Origin of the sequence: Ideonella sp., assembly GCF_036277275.1 — a bacterium.
Classification (GTDB): Bacteria; Pseudomonadota; Gammaproteobacteria; order Burkholderiales; family Burkholderiaceae_C; genus Ideonella.
The window spans coordinates 1-21,208 of sequence record NZ_DASUNH010000028.1; the positions used below are offsets into that span (position 1 = coordinate 1).

The window sequence follows — 21,208 nt, forward strand, 5'->3', positions numbered from 1 at the left end:
TTATGCGTCACTACGAGATCATTCTGCTGATCCATCCGGATCAAAGCGAACAGGTTCCGGCCATGCTGGAACGCTACAAGGCCCTGGTCACCAATGGTGGTGGCAAGGTGCACCGCGTGGAAGACTGGGGCCGCCGTCAGCTGGCCTACATGATCCAGAAGCTCGCCAAGGCGCACTACCTGTGCATCAACATCGAGTGCTCGAAGGAAGTGCTGGCCGAGCTCGAAACCGGCTTCCGCTTCAACGACGCCGTGCTGCGCCACTTGACCGTCGCCACCGCCAAGGCCGAAACGGCCCCGTCGGTGATGATGAAGTCGGTCGAGAAGGAAGAGGCCCGCAAGGCCGCCCAGGAGTCCACCACCTGAAGCCCGTTGGCTCGCCACGGCTTGCCGAGGCTGCGCGATGAACCGATTGGTTCTCGCCGCTGAGGTGGTCGAGCGAGGCGCGATGCGTTACACCCCCGCCGGTTTGCCGGCCCTGGACTTGCAGCTCAAGCACCAGTCCACGGTCAGCGAAGACGGCCAACCCCGCCAGGTTGTCATGCAACTGAAAGCGGTGGCGATCGGGGCGATCACGCGGCCCGCCACAGCCCTGGCGCTCGGAACCCCGGCCCAATTTGCCGGTTTCCTGGCAGCCTCGCGCAACGGCAAAGGCCTCGTGTTCCACGTGACCGAGATCAGCGCCTGACGAGCCCACGTACCTGTTTGAACACCGGATAGACATTTTCAGAGGTCATCATGCCCCCACCAAAGAGCCGCTTTTCCAAGGACCGCCGTCCCAAGCGCAACCAGCAATCGCTGCTGTTCCGCCGCAAGAAGTTCTGCCGCTTCACCGTCACTGGCGTCGAGTCGATCGACTACAAGGACGTCGACCTGCTGCGTGATTTCATCGGCGAAAACGGCAAGATCACGCCGGCCCGCCTGACCGGCACGCGCGCTTTCTTCCAACGTCAGCTGACCACCGCCATCAAGCGCTCGCGCTTCCTGGCCATGCTGCCGTACAGCGACCAACACCGCGTCTAAGGAGCCACCACCATGCAAATCATCCTGCTGGACAAAGTGGCCAACCTGGGCAACCTGGGCGACATCGTCAAGGTCAAGGACGGCTTCGCTCGCAACTTCCTGATCCCGACCAAGCGCGCCCGCCGTGCCACCGAGGCCGCGATCAAGGAATTCGAAGCCCGCCGTGCCGAGCTGGAAAAGGTCGCCGCCGACAAGCTGGCGGCCGCCACCGCCGTGGGCGAGAAGCTGGCTGGCCAGACCGTCACGATCAGCCAGAAGGCTGGCGTCGATGGCCGCCTGTTCGGCTCGGTCACCAACGGTGACATCGCCGAAGCGCTGGTCAAGGCCGGCTTCCAGGTCGTCAAGTCGCAGGTCCGCCTGCCGAACGGCCCGCTGAAGGCCGTGGGCGAGTTCCCGGTCAGCGTGGCTGCGCACACCGATGTGGTGGTCGAAATCACCGTGAAGGTGGTTGGCGAAACCGACTGATCCAGGCTTCGCCTCGCGATCCAAAAGGGCCGGTTTTCGAACCGGCCCTTTGCTTTTGGGCTGCACTTGTTTTGCACTGCGTGTCCCCGCAATTTCCACAGCCTTGTACACAGGGACGGCGGCTGCTCGACCCTATGATCGACCGATGACCACGATCTTCGAATCGCACGACCCCCGCTCCGCGCCGCGAGATGAAGAGGTCGCCAAACTGCGGGTGCCGCCGCACTCGATCGAAGCCGAACAAAGCGTGCTGGGTGGCTTGCTGCTGGACAACGGCGCCTGGGACCGGGCGGCCGACGTGCTCAACGAGACTGACTTCTACCGCTACGAGCATCGGCTGATCTTCGGCGCCATCGGGGGCCTGATCAACGCCACCAAGCCGGCTGACGTGATCACCGTGTTCGAGCAGTTGCAGTCGCTTGGCAAGGCGGAAGAGTGCGGTGGTCTGGCCTACCTGAACGCGCTGGCGCAGAGCGTGCCCAGCGCCGCCAACCTGCGCCGCTACGCCGAGATCGTCCGCGAGCGCGCGATCCTGCGCAAGCTGATTGCCGCGAGCGACGAGATCGCGACCCAGGCCTTCAACCCACAAGGCCGGCAGGTTTCGCAGATCCTCGATGAAGCCGAGGGCAAGATCTTCAAGATCGGCGAAGAAGGCCAGCGTACGAAGCAGGGCTTTCAGAGCATGGACCAACTGGTCGTGCAGCTGATCGACCGTGTCACGGAACTGGCCGAGAACGGCGCCGAGGAAGTGACCGGCGTGCGTACCGGCTTCTACGACATGGACCGCATGACCGCCGGCCTGCAGGGCGGTGACTTGATCATCCTGGCAGCGCGGCCGTCGATGGGCAAGACCGCCTTTGCACTGAACATCGCCGAGAACGTGGCGGTGAACGAGGGCCTGCCAGTCGTCGTGTTCTCGATGGAAATGGGTGCGTCCCAGCTGGCCCTGCGGATGGTCGGCTCGTTGGGCCGCATCGACCAGTCGGGCCTGCGCACCGGGCGGTTGCGCGATGACGATTGGGGGCGCTTGACCGAAGCGGTCGACAAGCTTTCCAAGGCCTCGATCTTCATCGACGAGACGCCTGCGCTGAACCCGGCCGAACTGCGCGCCCGCGCGCGTCGCCAGGCGCGCCAATGCGGCAAGCTGGGCCTGATCGTCATCGATTACCTGCAGCTGATGAGCGGCACCAACAGCTCCAGCGGCGAGAACCGGGCGACAGAGATCAGCGAGATCTCCCGTGGCCTCAAGGCGCTCGCCAAGGAGTTGCACTGCCCGGTGATCGCGCTGTCGCAGCTCAACCGTTCGGTCGAAACCCGTACCGACAAGCGCCCGATGATGAGCGACTTGCGCGAATCAGGTGCCATCGAGCAGGACGCGGACGTGATCATGTTCATCTACCGCGACGATTACTACAACAAGGAATCCAAGGAGCCGGGCGTCGCCGAGATCATCATCGGCAAGCAGCGTAACGGCCCGGTGGGCACGCTGAAACTGGCATTCCTGAAGCAGAACACCAAGTTCGACAACCTCGCGCCGGACGCCTACAGCCAGAGCCAGGAGTACTGAGCGCCCCAGGGCTCGGCAAAGTCGGGGCCTACCGTTCCAAGGAACCCGGGAACTCCCCCACTGTTTTCTTGAGAGCCGGCGGTGCCGGACCGACCGGCTTGGCGCACGCTGAAATACTGTATATATTTACAGTATGCCAAGCACTTCACCGCCACGACCACCGGCACCGCCGCGGCCGGCCAGCCCTGCCGCCGGCACACCGATCCTGTTCGTTCCTGCCAGGAAGGCGCTTGGCGAACCGGTGGCCATCAAAGGGCGGGGCACGGCCTGGGCGATCGAACACCGTTTCACCCGCGACCACCATGAAAGCTTCGATGATGGTTGGGGTACGCTCGACCAGGATGCTGCCGAAGAGAAGCTGCCGATCGGCACCGAAGTCATCGAGCAACGCGTCAAGAGCATCCTGACCGGCAACGACTCGCCGGACATCAACTTCGACCTGTCGATCAACCCCTACCGCGGTTGTGAGCACGGCTGCATCTATTGCTTCGCGCGCCCGACGCACAGCTACTTCAACCTGTCGCCAGGGCTGGATTTCGAGACCAAGATCTTTGCCAAGGTGAACGCTGCCGAACGGCTGCGCGCCACGCTGCAAAGCCCCAGCTACGAGCCGATGCTGCTGAATATCGGCTCGGCCACCGACGCCTACCAGCCCGCCGAACGCAAGCTGGGCATCACGCGCTCGGTGATCGAGGTGCTGAGCGAGTTCAAGCACCCGTTCTCGGTCATCACCAAGTCGTCGGGCATCGAGCGCGACATCGACCTGATCGCGCCGATGGCGGCTGGGCGCATGGCCGCGGCCTATGTCTCACTGACCACGCTGGATGGCAACCTGGCGCGGATTCTGGAGCCACGCGCCGCCCAGCCCGAGCGACGCCTGAGGACCATCGAGCGGTTGTCCAAGGCCGGCATCCCGGTCGGTGTCAGCGCATCGCCGATGATCCCTTTCATCAACGAACCGGAGCTGGAACGCATTCTCGAAGCGGCAGCACAGGCGGGCGCGACGCGGGCCTTCAGCATCGTGATCCGCTTGCCATGGGAGGTGAACCCGTTGTTCCAGCAATGGTTGGAGGCGCATTTCCCCGATCGGGCCAAACGCGTGATGGCGCGCATCCGCGACATGCGTGGCGGCAAGGATTACGACGCGAAGTTCGGCAGCCGCATGACGGGCCAGGGCCTGTGGGCCGAGTTGATTCGTCAACGCTTCAACAAAGCGGCGGCGCGGCTGGGCCTGCTCAACGACCGGACGGAGCTGGACATGACGCGCTTCGTGCGCCAGCCCAAGGCCAAAGCGAAATCGACAGCGCAGCCGGCCGAACCGCCGGTGCAGCAGAGCCTGTTCTAGCTAGCCCGTGACGCTGGGCCCGGCGGCCAGAGCAGCGGCCTCCTCCTGCTCTTGCGGGGCCGCGGGATTGGCGGGTGTTTCCACCGCGTTGGTTGTGTTCGTGGCAGCAACAACGGGTGCTGGCGCCGCTGTGGCGCGCAGCGCCAGCCCACCGGACTGGCGGTGGGCACCGGCGTTGAAGCCCGGCGTCGTGGCCGAGGCCAGCTTGGCATACAGCGCGTCGGCCGCCGATTGCAGATCGGTCGCGTCGCCGATCTTCTCGGCGTGGCGTTGCAGCACCATGCGCGCCATGTCGATCAGCTTGGTATTCAATGTCTTGCTGCCATGCATGAGCAGGGCCTGGGCCGCGGCGCGGGGCTCTCCGTTCAGGCTGTGGTTCATCGCCGCCTCGGCCAAGGCGGTCACCTTGGCGTGCGCGGCACGCACCTGCTCGGCATAGGGCGGGTGGGTGCCGCAAGCCTTGGCGAGCAGCTCGGACAGGCTCTTCGACACGCAAAAGCGCATCGCGATCGTTTCGATCCACTCGTTGGCGGCGTCGAGCTGCAGCTCGGCCGCTGCCAACTCCGACAGCAGCGACACCATGTTCAGCGCCGCCTCGATGTCGAAGTTCGGCTGCCTGATGTCGCTCGCCATTTGCCGCAGCTCTTCGAGCACGCGCGCCAACTGGCGGCTCTGCATCAGGCACAGGGTGTCGATCAGCGTGGCAAAGCGGCGCAGGCGGGCGCTCTTCGAGTTCTTCTCTAGCACGTGGTGGACGTTGTCGGCGCAACGCTGCAGGCCCTTGCCGTCCTTGTCGCGAAAGCGCGCAAACGCCAGCAGCACCATCGACTGCAGGTCGAACATCTTGGAGGTGATGCCGATGGCGGCAGCACGCTCGAGCGCGCGCCGCGCTTCGGCGTGTTCGCCGCAGTAGAAGGCGAGCATGCCCTGGCGCTGCAGCCGCTCGATCGAGCCGGGCGTCAGCTGGGTCGCCATGCGGTAGGTTTCCAGCGCTTCGGTCAGCGAGCCTTGTTCGACATGCACCCGGCCCATTACGTCGTAGGCGTCGGCGTGGCTCGGGTCGTCGGCGATCAGTACCTCCAGCGTACGCCGGGCCTGTTGGACCTTGCCGCCTTCGAGCTGCGAGCGGGCGATGCCCAGCCGCGCCCAGGGCAGGGCCTGCGCGTCGATGACGGCCTGGAACAGTTTTTGGGCTGCGTCATGCTGGCCGATCCGCAGCAGCAGCTCGGCGCCGATGCGCGCCGCGTACAGCCAGTACGGCGCCTTTGCTTGAAAGCGGACCAGGCACAGGCGCGCGGCGTGGTCGTAGTCGCCCGATTCGATGGCGAGGAAGATGCTGCGCAGCACGCGCTTGCGTTTGCGCGCCTGCAGCAGCCGGTCGGCCAGCGACGAGGCGGCAAAGGGTTTGAGCAGGTAGCTGTCGAGCGCCGATTCGGCCGCTTCGGCGACGGCCGTGTAGCTGGCTTCGCCGGTCACCATCACGAAGACGGTGGAAAACGGCAGCAGCTGCGCGCGGCGCAGGTCGTCCAGCAGCGATTGACCGGAAGAGTTGCCGTCCTGGAAGTGCTGCTCGCACAGCACCAGGTCGAATTCGCGCGCCTCGAGCTGCTTGCGGGCATCGGCAATGCGGTTGCATTGGATGACCGTGCCCACGCCCAGGTCTCGCAGCTGCGAAGCCATGATGCTGCGCGAGGTCGGGTGACCATCGATGATCAGCGCCTTGCAGCTGCTGAAATCGTGGTCGGCGCGGGTCACCGCAGGTCTCCAGGGCGTGCGGCGGAAGCCTCAACGGTGATGCGGAACAGGCAGGTGGACATGCGGCCGACGCCAGGCAAGGGCAGCCGCGGGAGGATGCCTGCGGCCTTGTCTGTGCATATCGGCCTCAGCCGGCACTACTTGAACAGGTCCTTGACCCGATCCGTCCAGCTCTTGGCATTCGGCGAATGGCGCTCGCCGCCTTTTTTCAGCGACTCGTCCAGTTCCTTCAGCAGTTTGCGCTGATGCTCGGTCAGCTTGACCGGCGTTTCCACCGTCACATGGCAGTACAGATCGCCAGGGTAGCTGGAGCGGATGCCCTTGATGCCTTTGCCGCGCAGGCGGAAGGTCTTGCCGTGCTGGGTGCCCTCGGGCAGCTCGATCTCGACCTTGCTGGACAGCGTCGGCACCTCGACCGAGCCGCCCAGCGCTGCCGTCACCATGCCCACCGGCACCGTGCAGTGCAGGTCGTCGCCGTCGCGCTCGAAGATGTCGTGCTGCTTGATCCGGATCTCGATGTACAGGTCGCCGGGTGGGCCGCCGTTGGTACCTGGCTCGCCGTTGCCGGCCGAGCGGATGCGCATGCCTTCGTTGATGCCGGCGGGGATCTTCACCTCCAGCGTCTTCTGCTTCTTGATCTTGCCGGCGCCGTCGCACACCGTGCAGGGCTCCGGGATGATCTTGCCGGTGCCGTGACAGTGCGGGCAGGTCTGCTGGATCGAGAAGAAGCCCTGGCGCATGTGCACCGTGCCGGCGCCGTTGCAGGTGGAGCAGGTCTTGGCCTTGGTGCCGGGCTTGGCACCGCTGCCGTTGCAGGTCTCGCAGTGTTCCCAGCTGGGGATGCGGATCTGGCTGTCCTTGCCCAGCGCTGCTTCTTCGAGCGTGATCTCCATCGCGTACGACAGATCGTTGCCGCGGTAGACCTTCTGGCCCCCGCCGCCGCCACGTCGACCGCCGCCGCCGCCCTGGCCGCCGAAGATGTCGCCGAAGATGTCGCCAAAGGCCTCGGCAAAGCCGCCGAAACCCTCCGGCCCCGCGCCGCCGCGGAAGCCGCCCGCGTTCGGGTCGACGCCGGCATGGCCGTACTGGTCGTAGGCGGCGCGCTTCTGGCCGTCGCTCAGCATCTCGTAGGCCTCTTTGGCCTCCTTGAACTTTTCCTCGGCCGCCTTGGCATCGTCACCCTGGTTGCGGTCAGGGTGGTGCTTCATGGCCAGCTTGCGGTAGGCCTTCTTGATGTCGTCGTCCGAGGCGTTCTTTGCCACGCCCAGGATTTCGTAATAGTCACGCTTCGCCATGAAAGGTCTCAGGTCGTTCCAAACGCAAACCGCCGCGTTGAGCGGCAGGCTTGCAGCCTGCCGTTCGAACGCGGCGAGATAGGACGTCAGGCCTCGCGGCCTGACGGCTTATCACTTCTTGACTTCCTTGAACTCCGCGTCGACCACGTTCTCGTCGTCGGACGGCTTGGCCTGGGCTTGCGCGTGCTCGGCATGCTCGCCGCTCCCGCTCCCGCCGCCGGCTGCACCGGCCGCGGCCTGGGCCGCTTGCTGGTCGGTGTACATCTTCTCGCCCAGCTTCTGGCTGGCGGTCATCAGGGCTTCGGTCTTCGCGTCGATGGTGGCCTTGTCGTCGCTCTTCAGCGCTTCCTCGGCCTCCTTCAGTGCAGCCTCGATCTTTTCCTTCTCGCCAGCGTCGAGCTTGTCGCCATGCTCGCCCAGGCTCTTCTTGACCGAGTGGATCATCGCGTCGGCCTGGTTGCGGGCCTGCACCAGCTCCAGCTTCTTCGCGTCTTCGGCCGCGTTCAGCTCGGCGTCCTTCACCATCTTCTGGATCTCTTCTTCCGACAGACCCGAGTTCGCCTTGATGGTGATCTTGTTTTCCTTGCCGGTGCCTTTGTCCTTGGCGTTCACGTGCAGGATGCCGTTGGCGTCGATGTCGAACGTGACCTCGATTTGCGGCAGGCCGCGCGGAGCCGGCGGGATGCCTTCGAGGTTGAACTCGCCCAGGCTCTTGTTGCCCGAGGCCATCTCGCGCTCGCCCTGGTAGACCTTGATCGTCACCGCCGGCTGGTTGTCGTCGGCGGTCGAGAAGGTCTGCGCGAACTTGGTCGGGATGGTCGTGTTCTTCTTGATCATCTTGGTCATCACGCCGCCCAGGGTCTCGATGCCCAGGCTCAGCGGGGTGACGTCCAGCAGCAGCACGTCCTTGCGCTCGCCGCCCAGCACCTGGCCCTGGATGGCCGCGCCCACGGCGACGGCTTCATCGGGGTTGACGTCCTTGCGCGGCTCCTTGCCGAAGAACTCCTTGACCTTCTCCTGCACCTTGGGCATGCGGGTCATGCCGCCGACCAGGATCACGTCGTCGATTTCGCTGATCTTGACGCCTGCGTCCTTGATGGCAACGCGGCAGGGATCGATCGTGCGCTCGATGAGCTCGTCGACCAGGCTTTCCAGCTTGGCGCGGGTCAGCTTGATGTTCAGGTGCTTCGGGCCCGATGCATCGGCCGTGACGTACGGCAGGTTGATGTCGGTCTGCGTGCTGTTGGACAGCTCGATCTTGGCCTTCTCGGCCGCTTCCTTCAGGCGCTGCAGGGCCAGCACGTCCTTCGTCAGATCGACGCCTTGTTCCTTTTTGAACTCGGTGACGATGTAGTCGATGATGCGCTGGTCGAAGTCTTCGCCGCCCAGGAAGGTGTCGCCGTTGGTCGACAGCACTTCGAACTGCTTCTCGCCGTCGACATCGGCGATCTCGATGATCGAGATGTCGAAGGTGCCGCCACCGAGGTCGAACACGGCGATCTTGCGGTCGCCCTTGCCGTGCTTGTCCAGGCCGAAGGCCAGGGCCGCAGCAGTGGGCTCGTTGATGATGCGCTTGACGTCCAGGCCGGCGATGCGGCCGGCGTCCTTGGTGGCCTGGCGCTGGCTGTCGTTGAAGTAGGCCGGCACGGTGATGACCGCTTCGGTGACCTCTTCGCCGAGATAGTCCTCGGCCGTCTTCTTCATCTTGCGCAGCACTTCGGCGCTGACTTGCGGGGGCGCCAGCTTCTTGCCGCGCTCTTCCACCCAGGCGTCGCCGTTGTCTGCAGCCACGATGCTGTAGGGCATCAGGTTGATGTCCTTCTGCACTTCCTTCTCGGTGAACTTGCGGCCGATCAGGCGCTTGATCGCGTAGAAGGTGTGACGCGGGTTGGTCACCGCCTGGCGCTTGGCCGCAGCGCCGACCAGCACTTCACCGTCTTCCTGGTAGGCGACGATCGACGGCGTCGTGCGCGCGCCTTCCGAGTTCTCGATCACCCGTGTGGTGTTGCCTTCCATGACGGCGACACACGAGTTGGTCGTGCCGAGGTCAATGCCAATGATCTTTCCCATGATTTCGTGCTCCTGATGCGTTAGGGCGTTTGTTCTGAATTTGTGGATAACTGCGGCGTCTTCAAGGACCGGGGCCGGTGAAAAAGCTCAGTGGAAGGCTTACTTCGGAGCCGCCACCGTGACCAGCGCGGGGCGCAGCACGCGGTCGGCGATCAGGTAGCCCTTTTGCAGCACCGCGACGACGGTGTTGGCGTCCTGCTCGGCGGGCACCATGCTGATGGCCTGGTGCTGGTGCGGGTCGAACTTGGTGCCCGCAGGCGGGTTGATCTGCAGCACCTTGTTGCGCTCGAGCGCCTGCTGCAGTTGGCGCAAGGTGGCGTGTACGCCTTCAAGCACTTTTTCCAGCGGAGCATCGGGCATCGCGATCGCTGCTTCGAGGCTGTCCTTCACCGGCAGCAGGCTGTCGGCGAACGATTCGACCGCGTACTTGCGCGCCTTGCTGATCTCTTCGTCTGCGCGGCGCCGCACGTTCTCGGCCTCGGCCTTGGCACGCAGGTGGCCATCCTGGGCTTCGGCCAGTTGGGCCTGGGCCTGGGCCAGTTGCGTGGCCAGGTCGGCGCCGGCAGCAGAGGCCGAAGTGTCCGGAGCGTCGGACGCAGGGGTGGGGGTCTCGAGGTTCGGTTCTTGGCTGTTCATGTCGAATCGTCAGAGGTCCGTTTTTCAGGTTCTGCAGCCATTTGGGGCCGCTTTTCCGAGGTTCAAGAGGGTTTTTGGGGGCCGCGGGCACAAAATCCGGCGGCATATGCTGTGCCCAGGACGGGGCGTGTTCAGTCGTCCGCCGAGGCGCTCCAGCGGTCCCAGTCGGCCAGCTGCCGCCGGTCGCGTTTGGTGGGCCTGCCGTGCTCGATGGTCTGGGCGGGTTCCACGCCCTGGCGCCGGGCTTCGCGGGCGGCCTCACGCGCGGCCAGGCTGTCCGCCGTTTCGACATACAGTTGCTGGGCAATCGGGGCAGGGCCGCGCAGCTCGCTGACGCCCAGCACCTCGACCGTGCGGGGCGGCATGCCGGCTTCGCGCACTGTCAGTTGGTCGCCCACGCGCACGTCGCGCGAGGGCTTGGCGGGCTGGCCATTGACGTCGACGCGGTTCTTGCCGATCGCTTCGACGGCCAGCGCGCGGGTCTTGTAGAAGCGCGCCGCCCAGAGCCATTTGTCCAGGCGGACCGGCGCTGCACTGAGCTTGGGTTCCTTCACGGGGCCAATTTTGGCTCAACGCGCGGCTGCCGCGAGCGGCAAACGCACAGTGGCATCCAGGCCTTCGACGGTGCCGTGGTTGACGCGGTTCTCCAACTCGATCTGCCCACCCAGGGTGGTAACGATCTCATGGCAGATCGCCAGGCCCAGGCCCGAGCCGCTGCGCGAGCTGCCGGCGGCGAACGGCTGGAACAGGCGTTGGCGCTGCTCGGCGGCGATGCCGGCGCCGCTGTCGGACACGGTCAGGGCCGCATGGTGCCGATCGGCCAGCAGGTGGATCGCAAGCCGCCCGCCGACCGGGCCGTGCTTGATCGCGTTGTGAATCAGGTTGCGCGACAGCTCGCGCAGCGCCCATTCGTGCGCATGCACCGGCGCTGCTTGAGTCTCGATGTCGAAGTCGAGTTGGTGCTCGACGATCAGCGCCGACATGTCGAGCGCGACCGCGCGCACGATCTCGGCCCAGTCCAGCGCCTTGGCGTCGGCCTGCTGGCGGATCTGCTCGACCTTGGCCAGCGCCAGCATCTGGTTGGCCAGCAGCGTGGCACGGTCGACCGTGTCGCCGATCTCGCTCAGGGCCTGCTGTGGGGACACATCACCACGCTGGGCCGACTGCACCTGCGTTTTCAGCACTGCCAGAGGCGTGCGCAGTTGGTGCGAGGCGTCACGCACGAAGCGCTTCTGGTGGTCCAGCAAGTGGCTCAATCGCCCCATCAGGTGGTTGGTGGCCGCAACCAGCGGCTGCAGCTCGCGCGGCACGCCGTCGTCTTCCAGCGGGGCCAGGTCGCCCTCGGCGCGCGAGCGCAGGCGCAGGCTCAGCTCGCGCACCGGGCGCGTGGCGCGCTGGACGACGAACACCACCACCGCGGCGATCAGCATCAGCATCACGGCTTGGCGCCACAGCGTGTCCATCAGCAGGCTGCGGGCCAGCGTCTCGCGCAGCTCCAGCGTTTCGGCCACCTGGATCGTCGCCATGCCTTGGCCGTCCGCCCACGTCACCGGCTGCAGCAGCACCGCCACGCGCACCGGCGTGCCCTGGTAGCGATCGTCGTAGAAGTCGACCAGCGCGGCATACGGCCCTTTCTGCGGCAGCTTGCCGTGCCAGGGCGGCAGGGCTTCGAAGCCAGAGACCGTCTCGCCGTCGAAGCCCGTCACGCGGTAGTACAGGCGGCTGCGGTTGTCGGCCTCGAACGGCTCCAGCGCCGAGTACAGCAGCGTCGATTTCAGGTGCACCTTCTCGCCATCGATGTTGACCTCGAGCAGGTCGCCGATGGACTTGGCGGTGGCCAGCAGCGTACGGTCGTAGGCGGTGTCGGCCGCGCGCAGCGCCTGGCGGTAGAGCACCACGGTGTTGATGACGATGAAGCCCAGCACCGGGAGCAGGATGCCGAGCATCAGCCGGTCGCGCAGCGAGCGCCGGGCCCACCACCGCTTCACCGGTGCACCCTTGGGCCTGCGGCCCGTCCGGCCCACCGAGGAGCCAGGCGCTCGCCGGGCGGCCGTGCGGTGCTCATGCAGCCGGCGCCTTCAACAGGTAGCCCAGCCCACGCAGTGTCACCAACTGCACGCCCGTTGGTGCGAGCCGTTTGCGCAGGCGGTACGCCACCACCTCGATCGCTTCGAGCTGCACTTCGGCGTGGCCGGGAAAGACGGCTTCGAACAGGCGCTCCTTGGCCTGTGCATGTCCGGGGCGTTGCAGCAGTGCGCGCAGCAGCGTGGCCTCGCGCGGGGCCAGCTCCAGCGCCTCGCCGCGGAAGTAGATCGCGCCGCTGTCCGAATCGCAGCGCAGGCCGGCGAACTCGGGCGCTGCCAAGGCCATCGAGCTGTTGCCCGCTTGTGCCTGGCGGCGGGTGAGCGCGCGGATGCGTGCCTCCAACTCGTCCAGGTCGAAGGGCTTGGGCAGGTAGTCGTCGGCGCCGGTGTTCAAGCCGATGATCCGGTCGCCGATGGTGCCGCGCGCGGTCAGCACGATGACCGGTGTCGTCAGCCCTTCGGCGCGTGCGCGTTCGAGCACTTTCAGGCCATCCAGGCCGGGCAGGCTCAGGTCCAGCAGCACCACGTCGGGCACGGCGGCTTGCCAGCGTTCCAGCGCGCGGGCGCCGTCGCCACAGGTGGCCACGCGCATGCCGCGGCGCTCCAGCGTGCGCTGCAAGGTGGCTTGCAGCGTGGGGTCGTCTTCGATCAGCAGGACTTTCACCGCAGCGACCTTAGCACCCCGTTTGCCCCTGCACCTGCGCTTGGCTTGGTGGTCGTGGATCCGGGGTTTCCCCTAGCTGGATCGACAGCCGGATGACAGCCCCAATGGCGAGCATGCCAGTGTCCCGAAACGAACCTCCAAGGAGACCGCAATGCGCCGAGACACCTTCCTGAAGTCACTCGCTGCCCTGGCTGCCAGCTCGGGCCTGCCGCTGCACGCGTTGGCCGCGGCTGCCAACGTGAAGATGATGATCCCGGCCAACCCGGGTGGCGGCTGGGACACCACCGGCCGCGCACTGGGCAAGGCGCTGCAGGAGTCCGGCGCCGCCGCGACGGTGAGCTACGAGAACAAGGGTGGCGCTGCCGGTGCACTCGGCCTGGCGCAGTTCGTCAACGCCGGCAAGGGTGATCCCAACGCGATGATGGTGATGGGTGCCGTGATGCTCGGCGGCATCATCACCGGCAAGCCGCCGGTCAGCCTGTCGCAGGCCACGCCGATCGCGCGCCTGACCAGCGAATACAACGTCTTCGTGCTGCCGGCCGATTCGCCCTTCAAGACCATGAAGGACGTGGTCGAGCAGATGAAGAAAGACCCTGGCAGCGTCAAGTGGGGCGGCGGCTCGCGCGGCTCCACCGAGCATGTGGCTGCCGCGATGATCGCCCGCGAGGTCGGCGTCGACGCGGCCAAGATCAACTACGTGCCGTTCCGGGGCGGCGGCGAGGCGGTGGCGGCCATCCTCGGCGGCAATGTCTCGATCGGTGGCAGCGGCTACAGCGAGTTCCAGAGCTACATCGAGTCGGGCAAGATGCGCGCAATCGGTGTCACCTCGGACGCACGCCTGAAGGGCATCAACGTGCCGACGCTGAAGGAGCAGGGCATCAATGTCGTGATCGGCAACTGGCGCGGCGTGTACGGCGCGGGCGGCATCACGCCCGACCAGCGCAAGGCCTTGACCGAGATGGTGGTCAAGGCGACCAAGAGCAAGGCGTGGGCCGAGTCGCTCGAGAAGAATGGCTGGACTTCGGCGCTGATGGTCGGGCCGGAGTTCGAGAAGTTCGTCGACGACGAATTCGCGAGCCTGCGTGCGGTGATGGTCAAGGCCGGGATGATCTGACGATGGCCACGTCGCCGAGTCGCCCTGCGCAGGGCGGATCCCCTCGCGGGGCGAGTCGTGCGGGCTGCCCCTGGGGGCCTGCATGAAGGCGCCCCAGACGGCGCTGGGCGTCGGCACCCTGGGTGCGGGCATCGTGTTCGTGTGGGGGGCGCTCCAGCTCTCGTCCGACGCCGGTTACGCCGGTGTCGGGCCGAACTTCCTGCCGCTGGTGGTGGGGGCGATGTTGAGCGTCTGCGGTGCATGGCTGGTCTGGGAGGCCCTCGCCGGCGGCTTTCGCAACATGGAGGAGCCCTCCGGCGCCGAGCGCGGTGACTGGCGCGGCTTCGCCTGGGTCAGTGCCGGCATCCTCGCCAATGCCGCGCTGATCACGACGATCGGCTTCATCCTCAGCTGCACCTTGTGCTTCGTGCTCGCGGTGCGCGGCTTCAAGGCAGCCGAAGGTCAGCGCGGCTTCAGCCTGCCGGCGGTGGCGCTGGATGTCGTGGTCGGCCTGGCGATCTCGGCGCCGGTGTTCTGGATGTTCACTCAACTGCTGTCCATCGGCCTTCCCGGCCTCACCTCGACCGGATGGTTATGAAACCCCCACGTTCTCTACATTCGCGGCCTTGCGGGCCGTGCCGTGTCGCTCGCCAGGCCGGGCGGTACTGATATGGAAATTCTCAACCAACTGCTGCAGGGTTTTGCGACCGCCGGCACGCCGATCAACCTGCTGTGGGCCTTGCTCGGCTGCATCGTCGGCACGGCCGTCGGTGTGCTGCCGGGCATCGGCCCGGCCACGGCGGTGGCGATGCTGCTGCCGATCACGCTGAAGGTCGAGCCGACGGCGTCGATGATCTTCTTTGCCGGTATCTACTACGGTGCGATGTACGGCGGCTCGACGACCTCCATCTTGCTGAACACGCCGGGCGAATCGGGCTCGATGGTCACGGCGATGGAAGGCAACAAGATGGCCAAGAGCGGCCGCGCCGGCGCTGCGCTGGCCACCGCCGCCATCGGCTCGTTCGTCGCCGGCACGATCGCCACGGTGTTCGTGACCTTCTTTTCACCGATCGTTGCGAACTACGCGGTCAAGCTCGGCCCGCCCGAGTACTTCATGCTGATGCTGCTGGCCTTCACCACTGTCTCGGCGGTGCTGGGCAAGAGCACGCTGCGTGGCCTGACGGCGTTGGCCATCGGCCTGGGGCTGGGCCTGGTCGGGCTGGACCAGATCTCCGGCGTCGCCCGTTTCACCGGCGGTGTGCCGGAATTGATGGACGGGTTCGAGGTGGTGCTGGTCGCGGTCGGGCTGTTCGCCGTGGCCGAAGCACTCTACAACGTGTTGTACGAAGGCCGCGTCGTCGAGACCCAGAACAAGATGAGCCGTGTGCACATGAGCCGCGGCGAGTGGCGGCGCTCGTGGCCGGCCTGGATCCGCGCGACCTTCATCGGCATGCCGTTCGGCACCATCCCGGCCGGCGGCAGCGAGATCCCGACCTTCCTGAGCTATGCGACCGAAAAGAAGCTCTCGAAGCACAAGGAAGAGTTCGGCACCACCGGCGCCATCGAAGGCGTGGCCGGGCCGGAAGCGGCCAACAACGCCGCGATCACCGCCACGCTGATGCCACTGCTGACGCTGGGCATCCCGACCTCGAACACCACCGCGATCCTGCTCGGCGCGTTCCAGAACTACGGCATCCAGCCCGGGCCGCAGTTGTTCGACACGAATGCGTCGCTGGTCTGGGCACTGATCGCATCGCTGTACATCGGCAACGTGATGCTGCTCGTGCTGAACCTGCCGCTGGTGGGGCTGTGGGTCAAGCTGCTGAAGATCCCGAAGGCCCCGCTGTATGCCGGCATCCTGATCTTCGCGACGGTGGGCGTCTATGGCATGCGCCAGTCGGCGTTCGACCTGGTGCTGCTGTATGCCATCGGCCTGCTGGGCGTGGCGATGCGGCGCTTCGACTTTCCGACAGCGCCGGTCGTCGTCGGGATGATCCTCGGGCCGCTGGCCGAAGCACAGATGCGCAATGCGCTGTCGATCGGTGAGGGGCACTGGACGATCTTCCTGCAGCGGCCGATGTCGCTGGCATTGCTGGTCGTCGTGGTCAGCGTGTTGGTCTTGCCGCGGGCCGTGCGCTGGCTGAAGCCGCAGCAAGAGCCGGACACGGTCGTGCGCGTGTGAGTGCCGAAGGGCCGCCTCTGCGCGGCCCTTTTCGATTCAGCGGGATCAGTCGCTGGCGCCGAGTGCCAGGGCACGCTGGCGCGAGGCTTCGCGCACGTCGGGGCCGGCCGGCGGTCCGTCGAACCAGCCAGCAAGATGGCGCCGGGCCAAGTCGGCCAGGGCCGCCATGCCGGCGGGCGAATCGTTCAGGCAGGGGATGTAGTGAAAGGCCCGGCCGCCAGCGTGCAAGAAGGTTTCGCGGCCTTCTTGCGCGATCTCTTCCAGCGTCTCCAGGCAGTCGGCGGCGAAGCCGGGGCAGATGACGTCGACGCGCTGGGTGCCGCCGGCGGCCAGCTGCTTGAGCGTCGCGTCCGTGGCCGGGCCCAGCCATTTGGCACGACCAAAGCGGCTCTGGAAGCCGATGCGCCACTCGGTGGGCGCCAGGCGCAGCTCCTCGGCCAGCAGGCGCGCCGTCTTCTGGCTCTGGCAGTGGTAAGGATCACCCAGCTTCAGCGTGCGTTCGGGCATGCCGTGGAAGCTCATCAGCAGCATCTCGCCGCGGCCCTCGCGCTGCCAGTGCACTCGCACGCTGGCCGCCAATGCGGCGATGTGGGCCGCGTCGTCGTGGTACTGGTGAATGAAGCGGAACTCGGGCACCCAGCGGGTGCGTTGGCCCCAGTTGCTGACCGCGTCGAAGGTGCTCGCCGTCGTCGCGCCTGAATACTGCGGATAGGCCGGCAGCACCAGCACGCGCCGGACGCCCGCAGCCTGAAAGGCGTCGAGCGCCGAGGCGATCGACGGGTTGCCATAGCGCATCGCCGGCTTGACGATGACCGGGCAGCCACGCTCGCCCAGGTAGCCCTGCAGCAGCTTGGCCTGCCGATCCGTCCACACGGCGAGCGGCGAGCCCTCGGGGGTCCAGATGCTGGCGTACTTCTTGGCCGACTTGGCCGGCCTCGTCCGCAGGATCACGCCATGCAGGATCGGCCACCAGACAACCTTCGGAATCTCGACGACCCTCGGGTCGCCGAGGAACTCTGCCAGATAGCGCCGCGTGGCCGCCGGCGTCGGCGCGTCCGGCGTGCCCAGGTTGCACAGCAGCACCCCGATCGGGGAGGGCTGACCGTGGCTGTATGACGATGTGGACGCCGGCATGTCGATCTCGATCCTCTGCGGCGCTCCGCAGGAGCCGCCGCCCTTCAATTGGCGTGCGCGGATCCGGCTTTGCCGGTCCGCTGCGCGAGCCCCCTCGGGGGGCCTCGCCCGGACAATAACAGTCCAGTGGACTGTTATTGCCTGGCGAGGGGCCGGGTCTCTGGCCCGGCGCGGCCTGCAAGGCAGCCCCCGGAGGGGGGCGTGGGGGTCAACTTCTAGGTGGCAGCCGCATCGGCACCGTGTCGTCCAGGCTCGACATCACGCTGAACTGCAGCACCGGCACGCCGACCTCGTTGGGCGAGCCGCCCAGGCCGATATCGCCGCTGCCGTGCAGGGTGCAGGCGCCACGGCGCAGGCTGAGCACTTCGTCGTCGCCGGTGAAGCGCACGTAAGTGCCGTTGATGCTGAGGTCGGCCACCTGCAGGCCGCCGCCCGTCCAGTCGATGCGGGCATGGGTGCGCGAAACGCGGGCTTCGTCGATCTGCAGGCCGCAAGTCGAGCCGCGGCCGATCAGGATGGGCAGGTCACTGCGGCTGAGGCGGTAGACGCTGTCGCGCCACAGCAGCTGCAGACCCTCGGGCTCGGCCAGGTCGAAGCGGGTTTCCATCAGCGTCGCGGTCGTGTCGACGCCCCGCGGCGGCAGCATGTGCACTTCGACCGGCTCGGCGCGCCCACGCAGGTGAACGCGGTCGAGCGAGCGGTAGGCGGCGCGGGTGTCCAGCGGCAGCTCGTCGTACAGGTCGCCGGTGATCAGCGTTTCGTTGTCGCCGGCATGGTCGAGCAGGCGGGCGGCCACGTTGACGGCATCGCCGAAGCAGTCGCTGTTGACTTCGACGACTTCGCCCAGCGCCATCGCGATCTGCAGGCGAAGGCGGGCCACCCCGGGTGCGGCGTGCGGCGCCGCGACGGTCGACTCCAGCAGGTCGTGCATCTGCATCGCGCTGGCCAGGGCCATCGACGGCACCGAGAACACGGCCATCAGGCCGTCGCCCAGCGTCTTGATGACCTGGCCGCCCATGGCGGGCACCCGCTGGGCCAGCGCATTGATGGTTTGGGTGACAACCGCGGTGGCCTGCGCGTTGCCGAGAGATTCGTACAGCGCCGTGCTGCCGCGCAGGTCGGCAAACAGGACGGTGCGACGCTTGATGGTGGCCATGCGTCAATGAGTTTAGCCTGCCGGCAGTGGGCTGGCAGGTGCCCTGTGGGAGGGCACTGTACTCAGATGTTATCGAGCGAGGGCGGGGCCACGCTGCATGGCCCCGCACGGACCGTCAGATGTTGTCCAGATAGGTGCGCAGCTTGTAGCGCAAGCTGCGCAGCGGGCAGTCGCCCGCTCAACATCCGATCGCAAGACGATCAGATGTTGTCCAGATAAGTGCGCAGCTTGTCCGAGCGGCTGGGGTGCTTGAGCTTGCGGATGGCCTTGGCTTCGATCTGGCGGATGCGTTCGCGGGTCACGTCGAACTGCTTGCCGACTTCTTCCAGCGTGTGGTCGGTCGACATCTCGATACCGAAGCGCATGCGCAGCACCTTGGCTTCGCGCGGGGTCAGGCTGTCGAGGATGTCCTTCACGACGTCGCGCAGGCCCGCCTGCATGGCGGCTTCGATCGGCGCGGTGTTGTTGGTGTCCTCGATGAAGTCGCCCAGGTGCGAATCGTCGTCGTCGCCGATCGGCGTTTCCATGGAGATCGGTTCCTTGGCGATCTTCATGATCTTGCGGATCTTGTCCTCGGGCATCTCCATCTTCTCGGCCAGCGTCGGGGCGTCCGGCTCGAAGCCGAATTCCTGCAGGTGCTGGCGCGACAGGCGGTTCATCTTGTTGATCGTCTCGATCATGTGAACCGGGATGCGGATGGTGCGCGCCTGGTCGGCGATCGAACGGGTGATGGCCTGGCGGATCCACCACGTGGCGTAGGTCGAGAACTTGTAGCCGCGGCGGTATTCGAACTTGTCGACCGCCTTCATCAGGCCGATGTTGCCTTCCTGGATCAGGTCGAGGAACTGCAGGCCGCGGTTGGTGTACTTCTTCGCGATCGAGATCACCAGGCGCAGGTTGGCCTCGATCATCTCCTTCTTCGCATCGCGCGAGGCCTTTTCGCCCTCGTTCATGCGGCGGTTGATGCGCTTGAGGTCATCGACCGGCACCACGGCGCGCGCCTGCAGGTCGACCAGCTTCTGCTGCAGCTCCTGGATGGCAGGCAGGCTGCGCGTCATCACCGTGCTGTAGGGCTTGCCGGCCTGGGCTTCCTTTTCCGACCACTTCAAGTTCAGCGCGTTCGGCGGGAAAGTCTTGATGAAGTGGTCTTGCGGCATGCCGCACTTGTCGACCACGATCTTGCGGATCTCACGCTCGTAGCGCCGCACATCGTCGACCTGCGAACGCAGGATGTCGCACAGCTTCTCGATCGTCTTGACCGTGAAGCGGATCGTCATCAGGTCGTCGCTGATGGCGTGCTGGGCCTTGTTGTACGACTGCGACTGGTAGCCTTCCTTCTCGAAAGCCTTGCGCATCTTGTCGAAGTGGATGCGCAGCTCGCCGAACTTGGTTAGCGCCTGGCTCTTCAGCTCCTCGAGCTTCTTGGTCAGCGCTTTCGAGCCGCCATTGCCGTCGTCGTCGTCTTCCTCGTCGAATTCGTCGAAGTCTTCTTCGGCCACGTAGTCGTCGGCCTCGTCTTCGGCGACGAAGCCATCGACGACTTCGGAGATCTGCATTTCGCCCGCCGCGATGCGGTCGGCCATCGCCAGGATCTCGGCAATGGTCGTCGGCGACGCAGAGATCGCCAGCATCATGGCCTGCAGGCCACCTTCGATGCGCTTGGCGATCTCGATTTCGCCTTCGCGCGTCAGCAGCTCGACCGAGCCCATCTCGCGCATGTACATGCGCACCGGGTCGGTCGTGCGGCCGAATTCCGAGTCGACCGTCGACAGCGCGGCTTCGGCCGCTTCTTCGGCTTCTTCTTCGGTGGCAGTGGAGGTGGCGCCACCGGCGATCAGCAGCGTGGCGGCGTCCGGGGCCTGCTCATAGACCGCGATGCCCATGTCGTTGAGCATCGAGATGATGGCTTCGAGGATTTCCTCGTTGACCAACTTTTCGGGCAGGTGGTCGTTGATTTCCTGGTGCGTGAGGTAGCCACGCGTCTTGCCCATCTTGATGAGCGTCTTCAGCTCCTGGCGGCGCTTGGCGACCTCTTCTTCGGTCAGCGCCGTTTCGTCCAGGCCGAATTCACGCATCAGCGCGCGCTCCTTGGCGCGCGAGACCTTCATCCGCAGCGGCTTGGCCTTGGGCTTGTCTTCGCCTTCCTCGACTTCTGCCTCGGCCACTTCGGCTTCGACTTCACCTTCCAGGTCGGCTTCGATGTCGGCCAGGTCTTCTTCGACCTCTGCGGCCTTCTTGGCCGCGGGTTCAGCCTTGCCACCCTTCTTGGCCTTCTTGCCCTTGACGTCGTCGTCTTCCGCCGGCTTGCCCGCCTTGCCCTTGGCCGCCGCCTTCTTGGGATCTTCCACTGCAGCGCTCGCCTTGGCCGCCGCCTTCGCAGCGGGTTTGGCCGGTGCGGCCGACGTCGGCTTGGCGGTGGCGGTCTTGGCAGCGGGGGTTGCAGCGGCAGCAGGCTTCTTCGCGGTCATGCAGAGGTTCTCAATCTCAATGAGCTGATCCTTCGATGGCCCGGGGGATTTGCGCAACCTCTTGCCGGCCACGCTGCAAGAGCACGCGGCTCACCAGCGCGAAACGGCAAATCAGGCGGAACAAATCGCCCACCGGCCACCGAGGACAAAGGCGGCGGCACGGATCGGGCAGGCAAGTTGTCGTGAACGTCTTGAATTGCAGTCCTGGCGGGGGAGTTGGCCTGTGATTGCCCCGTGTCGCGGGGGGCCGGGTCCGGAGGTGCTGCTGTCAC

At 66.1% G+C, this 21,208-nt stretch carries 19 protein-coding genes; 9 read left to right on the forward strand and 10 right to left on the reverse strand.

Annotated features, from left to right (window positions below; all coding sequences use genetic code 11):
- The first annotated feature begins 2 nt into the window (after positions 1 to 2).
- The 6 genes from rpsF (at position 3) to VFY73_RS06500 (ending at position 4,399) form a co-directional block, all read left to right on the forward strand.
- Positions 3 to 365, forward strand: coding sequence for a 30S ribosomal protein S6 (gene rpsF, locus VFY73_RS06475; RefSeq protein ID WP_329717107.1), 363 nt, complete (start codon positions 3 to 5; stop codon positions 363 to 365).
- Positions 366 to 402: 37 nt separating this feature from the next.
- Entirely contained in the window at positions 403 to 687 is a 285-nt protein-coding gene (gene priB, locus VFY73_RS06480; protein WP_329717108.1) for a primosomal replication protein N, read from the forward strand.
- A gap of 50 nt (positions 688 to 737) precedes the next feature.
- Positions 738 to 1,022: a 30S ribosomal protein S18 gene (rpsR, locus tag VFY73_RS06485; protein WP_329717109.1), complete on the forward strand. Its 285-nt coding sequence runs from the start codon at positions 738 to 740 to the stop codon at positions 1,020 to 1,022.
- A 12-nt stretch (positions 1,023 to 1,034) separates the two neighbouring features.
- Positions 1,035 to 1,487, forward strand: a complete 453-nt coding sequence (rplI, locus tag VFY73_RS06490; protein WP_329717110.1) for a 50S ribosomal protein L9 — start codon at positions 1,035 to 1,037, stop codon at positions 1,485 to 1,487.
- A 145-nt stretch (positions 1,488 to 1,632) separates the two neighbouring features.
- Positions 1,633 to 3,054, forward strand: a complete 1,422-nt coding sequence (gene dnaB / locus VFY73_RS06495) for a replicative DNA helicase (protein ID WP_329717111.1) — start codon at positions 1,633 to 1,635, stop codon at positions 3,052 to 3,054.
- A gap of 133 nt (positions 3,055 to 3,187) precedes the next feature.
- The gene (locus VFY73_RS06500; protein WP_329717112.1) at positions 3,188 to 4,399 is read left to right on the forward strand and encodes a PA0069 family radical SAM protein; all 1,212 of its coding nucleotides are present in this window, start codon (positions 3,188 to 3,190) and stop codon (positions 4,397 to 4,399) included.
- Here VFY73_RS06500 and VFY73_RS06505 read toward each other — a convergent pair whose 3' ends face one another.
- The 7 genes from VFY73_RS06505 to VFY73_RS06535 form a co-directional block, all read right to left on the reverse strand.
- A complete protein-coding gene (locus VFY73_RS06505; protein ID WP_329717113.1) occupies positions 4,400 to 6,154 on the reverse strand; it encodes a response regulator in 1,755 nt (584 codons plus the stop codon).
- A 137-nt stretch (positions 6,155 to 6,291) separates the two neighbouring features.
- Positions 6,292 to 7,449, reverse strand: coding sequence for a molecular chaperone DnaJ (dnaJ, locus tag VFY73_RS06510; RefSeq protein WP_329717114.1), 1,158 nt, complete (start codon positions 7,447 to 7,449; stop codon positions 6,292 to 6,294).
- Between the two features lie 111 nt (positions 7,450 to 7,560).
- Entirely contained in the window at positions 7,561 to 9,519 is a 1,959-nt protein-coding gene (gene dnaK, locus VFY73_RS06515; protein ID WP_329717115.1) for a molecular chaperone DnaK, read from the reverse strand.
- Between the two features lie 99 nt (positions 9,520 to 9,618).
- Entirely contained in the window at positions 9,619 to 10,155 is a 537-nt protein-coding gene (gene grpE / locus VFY73_RS06520; RefSeq protein WP_329717116.1) for a nucleotide exchange factor GrpE, read from the reverse strand.
- Between the two features lie 131 nt (positions 10,156 to 10,286).
- A complete protein-coding gene (locus VFY73_RS06525) occupies positions 10,287 to 10,709 on the reverse strand; it encodes an RNA-binding S4 domain-containing protein (protein ID WP_329717117.1) in 423 nt (140 codons plus the stop codon).
- A gap of 15 nt (positions 10,710 to 10,724) precedes the next feature.
- Entirely contained in the window at positions 10,725 to 12,101 is a 1,377-nt protein-coding gene (locus VFY73_RS06530; protein WP_329717161.1) for a sensor histidine kinase, read from the reverse strand.
- Positions 12,102 to 12,216: 115 nt separating this feature from the next.
- Positions 12,217 to 12,903: a response regulator transcription factor gene (locus tag VFY73_RS06535; protein WP_329717118.1), complete on the reverse strand. Its 687-nt coding sequence runs from the start codon at positions 12,901 to 12,903 to the stop codon at positions 12,217 to 12,219.
- A 151-nt stretch (positions 12,904 to 13,054) separates the two neighbouring features.
- On the opposite strand from VFY73_RS06535, the gene VFY73_RS06540 reads away from it, so the two are divergent.
- The 3 genes from VFY73_RS06540 (at position 13,055) to VFY73_RS06550 (ending at position 16,178) form a co-directional block, all read left to right on the forward strand.
- Positions 13,055 to 14,017, forward strand: a complete 963-nt coding sequence (locus VFY73_RS06540; protein WP_329717119.1) for a Bug family tripartite tricarboxylate transporter substrate binding protein — start codon at positions 13,055 to 13,057, stop codon at positions 14,015 to 14,017.
- An 82-nt stretch (positions 14,018 to 14,099) separates the two neighbouring features.
- Complete coding sequence (locus tag VFY73_RS06545; protein ID WP_329717120.1) at positions 14,100 to 14,594, forward strand: tripartite tricarboxylate transporter TctB family protein; 495 nt, start codon at positions 14,100 to 14,102, stop codon at positions 14,592 to 14,594.
- 72 nt (positions 14,595 to 14,666) lie between these two features.
- Positions 14,667 to 16,178 (forward strand): tripartite tricarboxylate transporter permease, encoded by a 1,512-nt coding sequence (locus VFY73_RS06550; protein WP_329717121.1) that lies wholly within the window; start codon positions 14,667 to 14,669, stop codon positions 16,176 to 16,178.
- A gap of 45 nt (positions 16,179 to 16,223) precedes the next feature.
- Here the strand turns inward: VFY73_RS06550 and hemH are convergent, their stop codons facing one another.
- The 3 genes from hemH to rpoD all read right to left on the reverse strand — a co-directional run bounded on the left by hemH (position 16,224) and on the right by rpoD (position 20,936).
- Complete coding sequence (hemH, locus tag VFY73_RS06555) at positions 16,224 to 17,312, reverse strand: ferrochelatase (protein WP_329717122.1); 1,089 nt, start codon at positions 17,310 to 17,312, stop codon at positions 16,224 to 16,226.
- 208 nt (positions 17,313 to 17,520) lie between these two features.
- Positions 17,521 to 18,468 carry an adenylate/guanylate cyclase domain-containing protein gene (locus VFY73_RS06560; RefSeq protein ID WP_329717123.1) on the reverse strand — a complete coding sequence of 316 codons (948 nt, stop codon included), beginning with the start codon at positions 18,466 to 18,468 and terminating at the stop codon, positions 17,521 to 17,523.
- Positions 18,469 to 18,668: 200 nt separating this feature from the next.
- The gene (gene rpoD / locus VFY73_RS06565) at positions 18,669 to 20,936 is read right to left on the reverse strand and encodes an RNA polymerase sigma factor RpoD (protein ID WP_329717124.1); all 2,268 of its coding nucleotides are present in this window, start codon (positions 20,934 to 20,936) and stop codon (positions 18,669 to 18,671) included.
- Between the last annotated feature and the right edge of the window lie 272 nt (positions 20,937 to 21,208).

What these genes read in the sequence shown, in the direction of transcription:
- dnaK (WP_329717115.1), bottom strand. Translation starts at nt 9,519, where the DNA reads ATGGGAAAGATCATTGGCATTGACCTCGGCACGACCAACTCGTGTGTC.
- rpsF (WP_329717107.1), top strand. Translation starts at nt 3, where the DNA reads ATGCGTCACTACGAGATCATTCTGCTGATCCATCCGGATCAAAGCGAA.
- VFY73_RS06500 (WP_329717112.1), top strand. Translation starts at nt 3,188, where the DNA reads ATGCCAAGCACTTCACCGCCACGACCACCGGCACCGCCGCGGCCGGCC.
- VFY73_RS06530 (WP_329717161.1), bottom strand. Translation starts at nt 12,101, where the DNA reads ATGCTCGGCATCCTGCTCCCGGTGCTGGGCTTCATCGTCATCAACACC.
- VFY73_RS06545 (WP_329717120.1), top strand. Translation starts at nt 14,100, where the DNA reads ATGAAGGCGCCCCAGACGGCGCTGGGCGTCGGCACCCTGGGTGCGGGC.
- dnaJ (WP_329717114.1), bottom strand. Translation starts at nt 7,449, where the DNA reads ATGGCGAAGCGTGACTATTACGAAATCCTGGGCGTGGCAAAGAACGCC.
- hemH (WP_329717122.1), bottom strand. Translation starts at nt 17,312, where the DNA reads ATGCCGGCGTCCACATCGTCATACAGCCACGGTCAGCCCTCCCCGATC.
- VFY73_RS06540 (WP_329717119.1), top strand. Translation starts at nt 13,055, where the DNA reads ATGCGCCGAGACACCTTCCTGAAGTCACTCGCTGCCCTGGCTGCCAGC.
- rpsR (WP_329717109.1), top strand. Translation starts at nt 738, where the DNA reads ATGCCCCCACCAAAGAGCCGCTTTTCCAAGGACCGCCGTCCCAAGCGC.
- rplI (WP_329717110.1), top strand. Translation starts at nt 1,035, where the DNA reads ATGCAAATCATCCTGCTGGACAAAGTGGCCAACCTGGGCAACCTGGGC.
- priB (WP_329717108.1), top strand. Translation starts at nt 403, where the DNA reads ATGAACCGATTGGTTCTCGCCGCTGAGGTGGTCGAGCGAGGCGCGATG.
- rpoD (WP_329717124.1), bottom strand. Translation starts at nt 20,936, where the DNA reads ATGACCGCGAAGAAGCCTGCTGCCGCTGCAACCCCCGCTGCCAAGACC.
- VFY73_RS06550 (WP_329717121.1), top strand. Translation starts at nt 14,667, where the DNA reads ATGGAAATTCTCAACCAACTGCTGCAGGGTTTTGCGACCGCCGGCACG.
- dnaB (WP_329717111.1), top strand. Translation starts at nt 1,633, where the DNA reads ATGACCACGATCTTCGAATCGCACGACCCCCGCTCCGCGCCGCGAGAT.
- VFY73_RS06560 (WP_329717123.1), bottom strand. Translation starts at nt 18,468, where the DNA reads ATGGCCACCATCAAGCGTCGCACCGTCCTGTTTGCCGACCTGCGCGGC.
- grpE (WP_329717116.1), bottom strand. Translation starts at nt 10,155, where the DNA reads ATGAACAGCCAAGAACCGAACCTCGAGACCCCCACCCCTGCGTCCGAC.